Below are 13,613 nucleotides of genomic sequence, written 5' to 3' on the forward strand. Positions count from 1 at the left end.
GAAGGAGGCCATATGGCAGCAAGAGAATACACTCAAGAAGAACTACAATTATTTGAAGACATTCAAAATGGTAAGAAATTTGATAAGGGAGATGAGCTTCCTCCACTATACAAGAAGGCCCTAAGAAACCTTCTATGGATGCAACACGATTCAGAATATTCTGGGGCGCTTGGATATGCACCATGGATTGAAAAGGCACCAACGATGCAAGAAAAAGTTGTTGTTGCTCAAATCGTTAAAGATGAAATGAGACATGCTTCAGTTTGTTACAGACTTCTAAAAGGTCTTGGTGAAGATGTTGACTCACATATCGAAAAGTCAGAACTTGGATTCAAAATGCCAGAAGACGAAGCACAAATTGGATTCCAAAGATTAAAAGATGACTACCGTGTAAATATCTTCTACTACGGTATCAATTTCTGGGAAGACTTTATTCTATTTAACTTCCTAATGGATAGAGCTGCTGGCCACCAACTAGAAGATACTCTTGATTCAAGCTACCTTCCTTGGAAAAAAGGAATCGAAGGAATCTATAAAGAAGAAATCATGCACCTTGCTCACGGTGACAAATGGATCAAAATCCTTGCCGAAGGTGACAACAAAGAATTCCTACAAGAAAGACTAAATATCTGGTGGCCAAGAGTTATGAACGTATTTGGTTCAACAAAAGGTCGCTCAAATGACCTATATGTTAAGTTAGGACTTAAGAAGAGAACAAATGCTGTTGTTCGCGATGTTTTCGTAAAAGAAGTAGAAGAGCTTTGTGAACAAGCGGGCCTAGTTCTTCCTATCTACGACGAAGATGCACAACCACAAAGGCAATAATTGAATGAATATAAATAGTGTACTAGTTATTGGTGCAGGAACTATGGGGCGAGGAATCGCCCAATGGTTTTGCCAACACGGTGTGAAGGTTGAATTAGTAGACCAGCACCTTGAAATGGCCCAAGCAAGTGGTGATCTTATCACCTCTTCGTGGGACAAACTTGAAAGCAAAGGTAAATTTGACTCCGCTGAAATCACGGCTTTTAAAAAGAATTTAAATATCGTTGAGATGAATGAGCACCAAATCGATCACGACCTTGTGATTGAGGCCATTGTTGAAAACTTAGATATTAAGAAAAAAGTTTTTGCTCGTCTTGATGAGATCATGAGTGAAAAAACGATCTTTGCATCAAATACTTCATCTATTCCAATTACTAAAATGGCAAAAGACTTATCAAAACCTCGTAAAGAAAAATTCTTAGGTCTACACTTCTTCAATCCTGCAACTTTAATGAAGTTAGTTGAAATTATTGAAACACCATGGAGTAGTAAAGATCAGGCCCATGCCCTTTATGACTGGTTTGAGCGCTATGGAAAAAAGCCTGCATTATGCAAGGATTCTCCTGGTTTTATCGTTAATCGTGTTGCCAGAAATTTTTACGGCGAGAGCTTTCACCGCCTAGAAAACTATAATCAAGAGCAGGTCGCAGAAATTGATCGTGTCATGAAAAATGTAGGTGGATTTAGAATGGGCCCATTTGAGTTAATGGATCTTATCGGAATTGATGTCAACTATGATGTCACTCAATCTGTGTGGGCGTCATACTATTATGAACCACGTTTTAGGCCACACAAGATTCAACGTGAAATGGTTGATAGTGGCCGTATTGGACGCAAAGTTAAAGAGGGGTTCTATCGTTATGAATAAAACTATTTTAGTAAGTGATAACCACCCTCTGTACAAGAATGTTCTTGGAAGTGAATATCCTTCAATTGTTGTTGATCCGTATAGCATCAACACACTAGATGGTGTTGATTTTGATGAGACTGATTTAATTGTTGATCTTACTTGTTTTGATCGCAACTCAAAGATGGACCTATACGAACACTTAGATATTGTCTTTGATGGCCCAATCGTTTCAGATCTAACGGTCAACTGGGGCGAGTATTTAATTGGTCAATACGAAAATGTACTTGGCGCTGTAGCAGCGGCCTTCTACTCTCCAAAAAGCTGTTTTGAATTCTATATGAAAGATGATTCTATTGAAGAAGCTGCATTTGATGTCTTCAAAAAACTCGGTTTTGATCTTGAAATCGTCAATCACATTGGAATTGGATTCACATACCCTAGAGTTATTTCACAAATTATTAATGAAGCATACTTTGCTAAAGAAGAAGCCTTGGCTTCAAATTCGGATATTGATAAGGCAATGAAATTTGGTGTGAACTATCCCCTAGGTCCATTTGAATGGGCCGATAAAATTGGAATTGAAAAAATCTTAATTCTGCTAGAAGAATTACGTGAAATCACAGGAGATGCACGTTATCGTCCGTCTCGCCTACTTAGGATGAATTTATGACACTTAAATATAGAGATGCGTATCTTGTCTACGCAAAAAGAACACCTATTGGAAAACTTGGTGGAAGCCTTTCTCATCTAAGAGTTGATGATATGCTAGCGACACTTTTTCGTGACTTCTCTCAAAGCTTTGATTTTGACATGAAGGAAATTGACGATGTTATCGTTGGCTGTGCAAATCAGGCCGGTGAAGATAACAGAAACCTTGCTCGTATGTCTGCTCTCTTAGGAGGCCTTCCTTACGAAGTTCCAGGTGTAACACTTAACCGTCTTTGTGCATCATCACTCGATGCAATTATTGATGGTTGGTCGCGCATTAATTTAGGAATGGCCGATTGCCTTCTTATTGGTGGTGCTGAGAGTATGACAAGAGCACCTCTTGTTATCTCTAAAGGATCAACTCCATTTGGGCGTGATTCTCAAATGTTTGATACAACATTTGGTTGGCGATTTCCAAATAAGAAGATGAAGGAGATGTTTCCTTTACTTGGCATGGGAGAGACAGCTGAAGAAGTTGTGGCGAAAATTGGAATTTCTCGTGAAGACCAAGATAAATTCGCACTTGCATCCCACCAAAAAGCTTGTAAAGCATGGGAGAACGGAGAATTTAACGATGAAGTTCTTCCTGTTGAAATAGCGATGAGAAAAGAAACAATTACTGTTTCAAAAGATGAAGGTCCTCGTCCATCAACAACTCTAGAGGCCCTAGCAGGACTTAGAGCAGTATTTAAAAAGGATGGTTCAGTAACGGCCGGAAACTCTTCAATGATGAATGATGGTGCAGCATGTGTGGCACTTGTTAGTGAAGAGTTCTTAAAACGCCACAACTTAACTCCTCTAGTGAAATTAACAGGAGCAGGTGTTCGCGGAATCCACCCAAATATCATGGGCCTTGGCCCTGTCGCTTCAACTCAAAGATTAATGGAAAAATTTGGAAAGAAGATTTCTGACTTTGATGTTGTAGAACTAAATGAGGCCTTCGCTTCTCAATCACTTGGTTGTATTCGCGAGCTTGGCCTTGATGAATCAAAAATAAATTTACGTGGTGGAGCAATCTCTCTAGGACACCCTCTTGGATGTTCTGGTGCTAGAATTGTGACAACACTTACTCATATCATGAAAGACAATGCAAATCTTAAGCAAGGTCTAGCTTCAATGTGTGTTGGTGTTGGTCAAGGTGTCTCTCTAAGCGTGGAAAATTGTAAATAGGAGTAAATATGAATGAAGTAAAATTATATATCAATGGAGAAATCCGCCCTTCGTCATCGGGTGAAATGGTTGATTCAATCGACCCATCAAATGGTGAATTTGTAGCGAAGGTTCACATTCCTTCGACACAGGATCTTGAAGATGCAGTACAAGCAGCAAAGAGCGCCTTCTATAATAAAGAATGGCGTGAAATGACTGCGGCCCAAAGAGGAGAAATCCTACTTAAAGTTTCAGAGCTTCTAAAAGAAAGAAAGCGTGAGTTCATTGAACAAGAAATCAAAGACAGTGGTTCAACTTTTAGAAAAGCTGCCGCTGATCTTCACAACACAGCAAGTTTCTTTAAGGTAATGAGTAAGGTTGCGACAAATTTTAAGTTTGAACAATTAGATGAAAAAGCAACAAGAGCGGGCTTTTCTAAAAATACTCGTCGCTATGAGCCTGTTGGTGTTTGTGCACAAATTATTCCATGGAACTTCCCTCTTGTTATGGCCGGTTGGAAAATTGGTCCAATCTTAGCGACAGGATGTACGACAGTTCTAAAATCAGCAGTTGAAACTCCAGTGACAGCAATGATGCTAGCAGAAGTTCTAATTGAAGCAGGCGTGCCTAAAGGTGTTGTCAATATCGTTACGGGTGGAGCAAAAGAAGGACAATATCTTGTTAATCACAAGGATATCGCAAAAGTAGCATTTACAGGATCAACGGCCGTTGGGCGTGAAATCTTAAAGCAAAGTGCAAGTGAAATTAAGAATACGACAATGGAGCTTGGTGGAAAATCGGCAAATATCGTTTTAGACGATGCTGATCTTGATATCGCTGTTGATGGCGCTCTTTACGCATTCCTATATCACTCAGGTCAAGCTTGTGACTCGGGAACTCGCCTACTTGTTCAAGATGGAATCTATGATGAGTTCATGACAAAGTTCAAAGAAAGAATTGCAAAAGTAGCAATTGGTGCAACTCCAGAGAAGACAACAGGATTTGGACCAGTGGTTTCAGAGAAACAATTTAACACAATCATGGGTTATATTAATAAGACAAAAGAAGAAGGTGCAAAGCTGATCTATGGTGGTGAGCGTATTACTGAAGGTGACTTTGCCAAAGGTTACTATATTCAGCCGACAGCTTTTGAAATCACACCAGACAATACAATTTGGCATGAAGAGATCTTTGGGCCAGTTGTAGGTATTACTAAATTCAGCACGGAAGAAGAAGCGATCAAGCTAGCAAATAACTCAATCTATGGACTTGCAGGAGCTGTATGGTCAAAGAATGAAGAGCGTGCTCTTAATATTGCCAAAGAAATTGAAGCTGGTACAGTTTGGATAAATGAGTATCACTTATTAAATCCAGGAATGCCATTTGGTGGATTTAAACAATCTGGTGTTGGACGAGAAATGGGTGAAGAGGGAATCAAGGCCTACCTTGAAGTTAAACACCTATGGGAATCTGATTGTAATACACGCGAAGGTAAAATGTGGTTTGATGCCCTATTTTAGATAAAGAAAAGGCCTTCATAACGAAGGCCTTTTTTTTATTTGTATAAAACTTTTAGTGCAATATCTCCAAAGTCATCGTAAATCGAGAATGATTTTTCAAAGTGACTTTCTTTAAACACAATATCCAAATTAGAATCAATACATGTTGTGATAAAATCACGTCCGTAGATTTCGTAACTACGATTTAAGAAAGGTTGAAATTCACAAATTCTCACCCTTGGGTATTGATAAGGAACACTTTCATAACTTAAAGCAAAGTACTCACGATACTTAAGAAAGTCCTCTCCTATTCCAGCTAACCTCGTAAAGACATAGCTAATATTGCGATTATTAAATCTAAAAAGTTGAGATAATTTTTGAGAGTGCTGTGCCGTTCCTGGGCGAAAGACTGGTTCATCACAATATTGAGTGTCATCAGAGTTGTAATTTGCGATATTAAATTTCTTAATCACACACTTAATTGGTGTTGCGATCGTAAGGGTTGACCCCTTTCTACCATGCATGAAGCGCCTAAATGTTTTATCCTCATTAACTGATCCGTGCACAAGGCCAAGAACATCACCAGTTCTCGTATCAACGACACCGGCCCCCATAGAATCATCACGAATATTACAATTTTTCATCGCAACGGCAGAAGATTCTTTGTTATTATTTGGGAATAAAACATTATTATTTGTTTTACGGCAGTTGTATCTCATACGGTTAAGTTCATAACCTGTATTATCAAGTTTCTTTTTAACGAACCAAAGTTGATAATAGCTAAAATCACTCATCTTATTTTCAGAAACAGCGGCATAGTCTCCAGGAATGGCCTCCTTGAGTCTAATAGTTGTAAAGTTTCCGTTGTAAGTATTTTGTTCGTTGAATTGAGATTGATCTTCTAGAATTTCACCACATTGATAGACGCGGCCGTTTGTTGTTTTTGCTGCAATTGAACTACAGCTGGCATCGGTCACACAATGAGAAGGAACAACCATGTGCTGCTCATCGGCCATATAGCCAGTACAATACTTAGGAAACTCACTTGAACTATTAATAAATAGCACAAATGAGTCAGTACACTGACCCTCTTCGAAACAGTCGAATTTAACCTTTGTTGAGGTCTCTAATTTCGAGGTCTGTCTCGTAACATTCTTTTTAGCACCATCTTCTCCACCTGGAGTTCCACATGAACACAGAACAAGTAGTGAGATGATTGAAAGTGTTATTGCCTTAAGCAAAGTTCGTCTCCAAAAACTTCATTTAGTCCGATTTTTTACCATAAATAGGATACCCAAATATGATATTGTAAATTATTCAAGAATCCTCGACACACAGTGGCAAAATCGACGATTTTAACGTATTCTTGTTAAATATGATGATCGTAAGCGCGTGCTTGGCCGGCAAAAAATGTCGATATGACGGAGAGCACAAAAAACAACAACTTATAAGTGACCTCGTTGCTCAAGGCAAGGCCATTGCTGTCTGTCCTGAAGAACTAGGAGGCCTTCCCACTCCAAGGCCACCCGCAGAGAATGTCGATGGAAAGCTCATCACTATCGATGGAAATGATGTCAGCATCAACTATGAGCTTGGGGCCCAAAGATCTCTAGAAATTGCACTAGAAAACTCATGCACAAAGGCACTGCTAAAATCAAAATCACCAATGTGTGGTGCTGGACTTGTTTACGATGGGAATTTTTCAGGAAACCTAATTGAAGGTGATGGCGAATTTACCAAGAAGCTAAAAGAGAACGGTATTCAAGTTGAGGCCATCGACTAATCCAAAGTTTTCACACATCTAACAAAGCTGTAACATCTCAATTAATAAATCAATTAAGATAGACCTACTAGAACACTAGGAGGGTCTAGATGAATGAATTAGAACTAAAGAAATTTCAAGCAAGAAATTTACAAGGTCGAATGAAGCACCTTAGTCATCAGCTTGAATACTTAAAAGTGAATCCAGAAGACTGGGATAACTTTCAATCAATCATTAATATGAAATTTAATCATCTCATCAATGATTCAATTTCTCTTGGAAGTATTGAAGCGGCAAATTATCTTGCCCTATTACAAAATCATTTAAATGAAAATTTTAATAATGAGACTATTACTATCGTAAAAGACCAATTTGATGAAGTTCTCGATGCTCTAGATGGCCTTGGTGTTGAGCTTTTAATCAATACTGAAATGCAATCTGAGTTTACGCATTAGTTAAACTGTGGTTTGTGCTTCTGCGGATGCACGCAAACTCGTCGGCTTCGGCTCCTGCCTCTCGCCGACATACCGTCCATCCTGGACATAAAAAAGCCCCGCATTCGCGGGGCAATCCTTTTGCAGTAATTATAGTGGTTTTAATTAACCAATTAGTTTTAGAGCTGCAGCACCTTGAGAGTTAGACTGAGCAAGTACTGAAGAACCAGCGTTAACAAGAATATCATTCTTAGCTTTCTTCGCTGTCTCAGCTGCATAGTCAGTGTCTCTGATACGAGAGTTAGCAGCACTTAAGTTTTCTGAACTGATCTGTAGGTTGTTAATTGTAGAATTTAATCTATTTTGCTTAGCACCTAGCTCAGCTCTTTGTCCTGCAATACTTTCGATTGCAGAGTCTAGGTTTGCAAGAGCAGATTGAGCACCCTCTTTCGAGCCAACTTCAAGGTCTGCTACACCTAGGTTTTCCAGAGAAGAGTTCAGTACATTCGTATCGAATTGAATTCTATCTTGGAAATCATCATTATTAATACCGATTTGGATATCAAACTTATCACCAGCACCAGTTAGAAGTTTCTTTCCGTTAAACTCAGTAACTTCTGAAATTCTTTGGATCTCTTGCTTAAGGTTTTGATACTCAAGATCAGTAAATTGTCTCTCAGTGTCACCTACTGTGTCCGATGCTGATTGAACAGATAGTTCTCTTAGTCTTACTAAGATGTTTGATACTTCATTCAGACCACCTTCTGCGATTTGAATCATTGAAATACCGTCATTCGCGTTTCTTTCTGCTTGATTAGTTGATCTAATTTGCCCTTTTAATTTCTCAGAAATCGCAAGACCTGCAGCATCGTCAGCTGAACGTACAATTCTTGTACCAGATGAAAGTTTTTCTAAAGATTTTGATTGAGCGTTGTTGCTTAGACCTAATGATCTTTGTGCAGCTAAAGACGTTACATTTGTGTTAATACGCATACCCATTGTGATACCTCCGTGATCTATTTCCCCCCCGTACTCAGGGTTGTCCCGACCATTGGAACAATGAGCATACTGCTCTTGTGAATTTTATTAACTTTTTAATTAAGTCTTCTGACCTAACATGAATCTTCTCGGAGGTGAAAATGAAAGCTTTAGGAAAATATTAAATTATTTTAGATTTTTTTTTACATTTTCTAAAATTAAGGAAAGTTTCGAAAATCATTAATTTTTTTGGACTCTATAATGATAAGTACATAAATAAATTAAATGATTTACCGATAATAAGCTATATGGAAGAAGGGAAACCGCTCATTTTTCTTGAGCCTCTTACTGAAGCAGTAAAGAAGCTAAAAGAGTCTATTGAGGCATCTGCAGAAGCAGAGGGTATCGAAATATATGAAGTTGAAAGTCCCGAGGAATATAATCAACTAATCCCAACTATCGGCCAGTCTTTAACGATTGCCTGTAGTCCTAAAAAGACAGCTCAATGTATTCAACCGCTAAGAAAATTCATTCATAAAAATAATGTAAAAGTACTTCTGATTAACTCGAAAGCTGTGCCTCCTAAAACTCTAGAAAAATTTAGAAAGATTGGATTAACAGAGTATATACAAGAACCTGTTCCTGCAAAAACGTTAGAGTATAAAGTAAATCTTATATTAAGATCTTTAAAGAAGGCCGAAGAAACAGCAGAAATGGAGTTTCGAAGTGGTGAAGATAAAGCAGCACTCGAAGAAAGAAATTATGAAGATAAGAAAGAGGCCGAAAGAAATAATAATGGTGGGCACTTAAAGGGAAATGTTTCAAAGGCAGCTCCTCAAAAAGCTAATAAGGATGTCTTTGATGATAGTACATATGCAGATTATAGTGATGATGACGAAATTAAAGAACAAGGAATGTCATTAAAAGACTTAAGTGCACACCAAAAGCAAAATAATCAAGAAGGTGGCCATCTTAAAGGCTCATTAGAAAAGAATAATAAGGCCGACAACACTCCTGAGATAAATTTTGAAGAGGATCTCTTTAAAAGCCTTGAACAGCAATCAAGTAAATCAAATAAGGATCTAGGAGGAAGTCTAAAAGGACAAGTATCCCCTACTTTAGATGACTATGATGAAGATAAAGACGACTTTGATGAGGACCTTTTTAAAAGTCTTGATAGTGTAAAAAAGAGTTCACAAAACTCAGGCCAGCAAAGTGGACAACTTAAGGGGAGTTTATCTCCAACATTAGATGACATTGAAGACGATGATTTCGAAGACGATCTTTTCAAGAGTCTTGATACTGTCAAAAAATCAGCAAATAAAGCCGATGACCTTGGTGGAAGCCTTCAAGGTAAGCTATCTCCTACTCTTGATGATATTGAAGACGAAAAAGATACTGACGAAGACCTCTTTGCAAGTCTCGATAAAGTTAAAAATGCGACAAATAAATCGAATGAGAAAGATGGTTCACTTAAAGGTAGCATCTCCGCAACATTAGATAATGTAGAAAATGAAAAAGATACCGACGAAGACCTCTTTGCAAGTCTTGATAATATAAAAAAATCAAACTTAAATGATAGCAAAACGAGCAGACCAAATCTTAGTGGAAAGCTTACTCCTACACAAAGCGATACTGATTATAGTGATGACGATTTTGATGATGACTTATTGAAAACATTAGAAGAGCTACAGTCAAATAAGACCACTTCTAAGGGAAGAGATCAACAAGGAATGCAGTCTTCATCTAATGATGAACTTATTGATAACGAGAAAGGTCTCCAAGGTAAATCGAAAGACAGTGCCGATCTGGCAATGAGTAAGAATAATGGTTCTCGTGATAATCAGACAAATAATAGAGACAATGAAGATCTATTTGCTTCTCTCGATGCGCACTCTAAAGAGAAAAATAAAAAGTATGAAAATGTACATAATTTAGATCTTAATTTAGATAACAAGGCCGAAAACGAAGAAGTAACAAGACCTCCTGGACCAACTATTGAATACGAAAAGAAGGGTGATCTTGGCGAGCAAACTATTGATTACTCAAACCTTGATAAACAACCTGAATACGAAGGTGGTTCGAAAGAAGAATTAGAAATAAAATTCTCCGAATCTCAGGATGTGCTTGCTGCTAAAAAAAGAGAAGAAGCAAATCGTCTAGCAGAACAATTAAAGATTCAGCAACAACAAGAAGATGCAAGAAAAAAGCAGGAAGAAGAAAGAAAAAGAGCACTTGAAGCACAACAAGCAAAGGCACTGGCCGATGCTGAAGCAGAGAGGCTGAAAAATGAACAAGAAATTGAAGATGCCCTAGGCGCAATCTTTATTCCAGATCCAAAAGATATGAACTTTTTTATCGAGGCGATGAATTTTGTTATTGATGGTGACGCAGTAAAAAGCTTCACAAATGAATATATAAATACTTTTTGCATTGGAACTGTCGTCATTTATAATATTCAAAATGAGTGTATTCTAGGCAATGAAGATGTTGATGATCGCTTCGAGGCCATAAAGAATGTTTTAAAAGCAAAGAGAAAACCTAGTTGGAATGATACAACATTTCAAAGTGAGCTGCTCTACTATCACATACCAATCATAGAAAATGGAAAATACCATAACTTCATTCTATTTCTGACTTCCAAGGGTGAAATTGCAAGATCAAATGAAAATCCAAAAAGAGTCGAACAATGTCTACAAGTAATCAAGGGAAGCTACCTTAGTGGAGAAGATCGAGCATCTAAGAAGATTGAATCAAAAAAGAGCTCATCCATTACAGAATCTGTTAGTGGTCTCTTTAAAGGAATCTTTGGAGGTAAGAAATGAGGGCATATTTCTTTATCAAATTAAGTTCACTAAAAGACATTAAAACTTTTCCTTTTTCACTCTATGTCTACAACTTGAAAGATAAAACATATAATTTATCACTAAAGGCCAATACTCCATTAACAAATGATAGTTATGAACTACTACGTTATATTGAAGATAGTAATAAAGGTAAGATCGCAGTAAAGCTTTCCCAGAGAATGACTTATTTGGCCACAGTTGGAGAACTCGATAAGATTGAACCAAGAGTTATTGAAGAAACAAAGCAGAAGATTGAAATTTTAAAAGAGTACGAAGACATTATTGAGGAACAAAGGATAAGCGAACATATCGCACTTCCCCCTCTTCGCAGTATGGTCTCAAAAGCAATCGATAAGGATGACTTTCTACCTATCATACTTAGGGCCCAAAAAGAAATCATGCTTTTTTCAATTGATATAAGCCACACTGTATCTCTTGCACGTCACTTTGCAGGTGTGCATATGAATAAAGATAATCTGACAAATAGAATCGTCGCTCTCAGTTATTTCTTTGCGAAGAAAATGATGATTGATAACCCACAAGATCTTGCAGACCTAGTATGTGCTTCATTCCTAGCAAATATTGGCCTTACTCAAATATCGCCTAATATCATTCATGGCAATCAAACTGAAATCACTCACGATCAAAGAGAGCAATATTACAAACATGTTAAATTTAGTCGTATGTTTATTGATCAAAGCGGTATTAAGTTAAGTGAAGAGTGTAAGAAACTCATTGATACTCATCATGAAAAATATGATGGTTCAGGAATGCCCGATCAAATATCACAAGCAGGCCTTGGCCTAAGCAGTGAGATCCTTGAGTTTGTCTCTCACATCATGGAATTTAGCTACGGACTGATTACCGGAGAAAAAACATCTCTAAGTAGTGTTGTTTATATGATTGATGCTGGAGCAGGAGTTAGAGGACTCAATGTCAATTACAGCGGCCGTATAAAGCCTCATGTAACAAGCATACTATCTCTTTAATTATTAGTTATTAATTAAATGTTCCGTACGGAAGTGTATTTCTTCCCATCCAAGTGTGAAGATTCGCCTGAATACTCGTTTCATTATCATTTTTATTATCCATAACTTCAATCTTAGCGAAAGTTAACTGAGTCGTTCCAGTTCCCTTTCCAAAATCGAGATTATACATACGAGTCCATGTTCCAGTATTTATAAATGTCTTACCATTAGAATAGGTACGACAAATCGGCTCATGCGTATGACCAACAATTAGCACATCTGTATCTTCTGCTTGCTGTAGATAATCGAAAGTCAGAGATTCGTAATCTTGAAAGAGTGCTAATTCCTTAAAGAATAGTTTTAACCAATCACCAAAATTATCACTTATCTTAAAAAGATAAATTGAACGAACCATGATGAAATAGATAACGTTTGCGAGCATAAAGCGCAGCGTGAAAAATGTATCGTAAATAAGTCCATTAATTAAGAACTTATTGATAGGTCTTACAGCATTTACGTGATCTCGCTCCTCTTTAAACTTATTGATTACTCTTGTGACGTAATAAGATCCCCACGGAGGATTAAAATAGCGCTTACCAGACTCATCTTCGATAATACAATGCTCTTCATCAAAGGTATGAGCAATCTCATACTCGTGGCCATGCTTAAGAACAACTCGATCAGCAGGACGATACTCATCATTTAGGTGACGTATTTCAAATTTTGATCGTATATTTTCGTCAAAGTAAGATAAAACAAGATCCTGTAGTGATTTAAAAACAAGCTCAGCATCGTGATTACCTATAATGAAAGTAATTTTCTTATTCTTTGTTTTCAAAAAATCATTAAGGGCCTGCATAACTTCTTTATGGGCCTCAAGAATCATTTTTAATTTTTTTAATGAAGACTCTTCAGACCAAAATTCGTCATCATATACCTTGATATAAGGAACGGCCAAAAGATCAAAGAAGTCTCCATTAATAATTAATTCAACTTCTTTATTTGAATATTCTTCTTTACTAAAATATTCGAGAAAATCCACAAGTTCTTCATCGTAGTGAAAATCTTCAAGATAGTTTCTTACACCATCAACATACTCGCCTGCTCCGAGGTGAACATCAGAGATTACAATAATGGTTTTCTTTGAATTATTTTTGCGAAGGAATCTCATATGCCGATTTACCTATATTCAAGACGATTTTTTGAAAAGCAGGATCTAGTGGAACGAAGAAAAATCTTTTCTTGGTATTAAAATCAAATTCAACACTTACTTCCATGTCTGACTTTACTGTAATAAATTTTAAATTCTTATCAAACTCATCAACAAACTTGCCGCGAATCGGAGTAAGGGTTTTATTTTGAACAATAACTGCAACTCTCCCATTTCTCATTTTTGCAGGGGAAATTACTTTGTAATAACTAGGCATGGCCGTAACTATAAATGCCTCGGCCCTCTCCATTCTCTGTTGTGCAAATACTTCTTTTGTTAAAAAGAAGCTAAAAAAAATTGAGAAAAGAAAGAAGCTTAATCGTTTATTATTCATATTTATATTGTAACTATTTAATATTTTATAGATTATAGCTGGCAAAGCTT

General features: G+C 37.2%; 13 protein-coding genes. 9 read left to right on the top strand and 4 right to left on the bottom strand.

Going from position 1 to position 13,613, the window contains the following annotated elements; genetic code table 11:
- The first annotated feature begins 12 nt into the window (after nucleotides 1–12).
- From ACMAYX_RS03560 to ACMAYX_RS03580, 5 genes are read left to right on the top strand one after another with little or no spacing between them, the layout of a single operon-like run.
- Nucleotides 13–825 carry a Phenylacetic acid catabolic protein gene (locus ACMAYX_RS03560; RefSeq protein WP_103216891.1) on the top strand — a complete coding sequence of 271 codons (813 nt, stop codon included), beginning with the start codon at nucleotides 13–15 and terminating at the stop codon, nucleotides 823–825.
- Nucleotides 826–829: 4 nt separating this feature from the next.
- Nucleotides 830–1,693 carry a 3-hydroxyacyl-CoA dehydrogenase NAD-binding domain-containing protein gene (locus tag ACMAYX_RS03565; RefSeq protein ID WP_103216890.1) on the top strand — a complete coding sequence of 288 codons (864 nt, stop codon included), beginning with the start codon at nucleotides 830–832 and terminating at the stop codon, nucleotides 1,691–1,693.
- The gene (locus tag ACMAYX_RS03570) at nucleotides 1,686–2,345 is read left to right on the top strand and encodes a 3-hydroxyacyl-CoA dehydrogenase family protein (protein WP_158246785.1); all 660 of its coding nucleotides are present in this window, start codon (nucleotides 1,686–1,688) and stop codon (nucleotides 2,343–2,345) included. Before ACMAYX_RS03565 ends, ACMAYX_RS03570 begins: the two co-directional genes overlap by 8 nt.
- Entirely contained in the window at nucleotides 2,342–3,553 is a 1,212-nt protein-coding gene (locus tag ACMAYX_RS03575) for a thiolase family protein (protein WP_392991511.1), read from the top strand. Before ACMAYX_RS03570 ends, ACMAYX_RS03575 begins: the two co-directional genes overlap by 4 nt.
- A gap of 8 nt (nucleotides 3,554–3,561) precedes the next feature.
- Nucleotides 3,562–5,052 carry an aldehyde dehydrogenase family protein gene (locus ACMAYX_RS03580; protein ID WP_103216887.1) on the top strand — a complete coding sequence of 497 codons (1,491 nt, stop codon included), beginning with the start codon at nucleotides 3,562–3,564 and terminating at the stop codon, nucleotides 5,050–5,052.
- Between the two features lie 35 nt (nucleotides 5,053–5,087).
- Here the strand turns inward: ACMAYX_RS03580 and ACMAYX_RS03585 are convergent, their stop codons facing one another.
- Nucleotides 5,088–6,272, bottom strand: a complete 1,185-nt coding sequence (locus ACMAYX_RS03585; protein ID WP_103216886.1) for a hypothetical protein — start codon at nucleotides 6,270–6,272, stop codon at nucleotides 5,088–5,090.
- A 134-nt stretch (nucleotides 6,273–6,406) separates the two neighbouring features.
- On the opposite strand from ACMAYX_RS03585, the gene ACMAYX_RS03590 reads away from it, so the two are divergent.
- Nucleotides 6,407–6,814: a DUF523 domain-containing protein gene (locus tag ACMAYX_RS03590; protein WP_103216885.1), complete on the top strand. Its 408-nt coding sequence runs from the start codon at nucleotides 6,407–6,409 to the stop codon at nucleotides 6,812–6,814.
- An 89-nt stretch (nucleotides 6,815–6,903) separates the two neighbouring features.
- The gene (locus tag ACMAYX_RS03595) at nucleotides 6,904–7,248 is read left to right on the top strand and encodes a hypothetical protein (RefSeq protein WP_103216884.1); all 345 of its coding nucleotides are present in this window, start codon (nucleotides 6,904–6,906) and stop codon (nucleotides 7,246–7,248) included.
- Between the two features lie 144 nt (nucleotides 7,249–7,392).
- On the opposite strand, the gene ACMAYX_RS03600 is transcribed toward ACMAYX_RS03595, so the two are convergent.
- Nucleotides 7,393–8,226, bottom strand: a complete 834-nt coding sequence (locus ACMAYX_RS03600; RefSeq protein ID WP_103216883.1) for a flagellin — start codon at nucleotides 8,224–8,226, stop codon at nucleotides 7,393–7,395.
- Between the two features lie 287 nt (nucleotides 8,227–8,513).
- On the opposite strand from ACMAYX_RS03600, the gene ACMAYX_RS03605 reads away from it, so the two are divergent.
- Entirely contained in the window at nucleotides 8,514–11,030 is a 2,517-nt protein-coding gene (locus ACMAYX_RS03605; RefSeq protein WP_412471554.1) for a cell envelope integrity protein TolA, read from the top strand.
- A complete protein-coding gene (locus ACMAYX_RS03610; RefSeq protein WP_412469696.1) occupies nucleotides 11,027–12,040 on the top strand; it encodes an HD domain-containing phosphohydrolase in 1,014 nt (337 codons plus the stop codon). Before ACMAYX_RS03605 ends, ACMAYX_RS03610 begins: the two co-directional genes overlap by 4 nt.
- A gap of 10 nt (nucleotides 12,041–12,050) precedes the next feature.
- Here the strand turns inward: ACMAYX_RS03610 and ACMAYX_RS03615 are convergent, their stop codons facing one another.
- Together ACMAYX_RS03615 and ACMAYX_RS03620 are read right to left on the bottom strand one after the other, a co-directional pair.
- Complete coding sequence (locus ACMAYX_RS03615) at nucleotides 12,051–13,190, bottom strand: metallophosphoesterase (protein ID WP_412471555.1); 1,140 nt, start codon at nucleotides 13,188–13,190, stop codon at nucleotides 12,051–12,053.
- On the bottom strand, nucleotides 13,168–13,563 hold the full coding sequence (locus ACMAYX_RS03620; RefSeq protein ID WP_103216879.1) for a hypothetical protein: 396 nt from the start codon (nucleotides 13,561–13,563) through the stop codon (nucleotides 13,168–13,170). The genes ACMAYX_RS03615 and ACMAYX_RS03620 overlap by 23 nt, the downstream gene beginning before the upstream one ends.
- Between the last annotated feature and the right edge of the window lie 50 nt (nucleotides 13,564–13,613).

It is taken from the genome of Halobacteriovorax sp. RT-2-3, from assembly GCF_047085075.1.
Classification (GTDB): domain Bacteria; phylum Bdellovibrionota; class Bacteriovoracia; order Bacteriovoracales; family Bacteriovoracaceae; genus Halobacteriovorax_A.

What these genes read in the sequence shown, in the direction of transcription:
- ACMAYX_RS03610 (WP_412469696.1), top strand. Translation starts at nt 11,027, where the DNA reads ATGAGGGCATATTTCTTTATCAAATTAAGTTCACTAAAAGACATTAAA.
- ACMAYX_RS03615 (WP_412471555.1), bottom strand. Translation starts at nt 13,190, where the DNA reads ATGAGATTCCTTCGCAAAAATAATTCAAAGAAAACCATTATTGTAATC.
- ACMAYX_RS03595 (WP_103216884.1), top strand. Translation starts at nt 6,904, where the DNA reads ATGAATGAATTAGAACTAAAGAAATTTCAAGCAAGAAATTTACAAGGT.
- ACMAYX_RS03580 (WP_103216887.1), top strand. Translation starts at nt 3,562, where the DNA reads ATGAATGAAGTAAAATTATATATCAATGGAGAAATCCGCCCTTCGTCA.
- ACMAYX_RS03570 (WP_158246785.1), top strand. Translation starts at nt 1,686, where the DNA reads ATGAATAAAACTATTTTAGTAAGTGATAACCACCCTCTGTACAAGAAT.
- ACMAYX_RS03600 (WP_103216883.1), bottom strand. Translation starts at nt 8,226, where the DNA reads ATGGGTATGCGTATTAACACAAATGTAACGTCTTTAGCTGCACAAAGA.
- ACMAYX_RS03560 (WP_103216891.1), top strand. Translation starts at nt 13, where the DNA reads ATGGCAGCAAGAGAATACACTCAAGAAGAACTACAATTATTTGAAGAC.
- ACMAYX_RS03620 (WP_103216879.1), bottom strand. Translation starts at nt 13,563, where the DNA reads ATGAATAATAAACGATTAAGCTTCTTTCTTTTCTCAATTTTTTTTAGC.
- ACMAYX_RS03605 (WP_412471554.1), top strand. Translation starts at nt 8,514, where the DNA reads ATGGAAGAAGGGAAACCGCTCATTTTTCTTGAGCCTCTTACTGAAGCA.
- ACMAYX_RS03575 (WP_392991511.1), top strand. Translation starts at nt 2,342, where the DNA reads ATGACACTTAAATATAGAGATGCGTATCTTGTCTACGCAAAAAGAACA.
- ACMAYX_RS03590 (WP_103216885.1), top strand. Translation starts at nt 6,407, where the DNA reads ATGATGATCGTAAGCGCGTGCTTGGCCGGCAAAAAATGTCGATATGAC.
- ACMAYX_RS03565 (WP_103216890.1), top strand. Translation starts at nt 830, where the DNA reads ATGAATATAAATAGTGTACTAGTTATTGGTGCAGGAACTATGGGGCGA.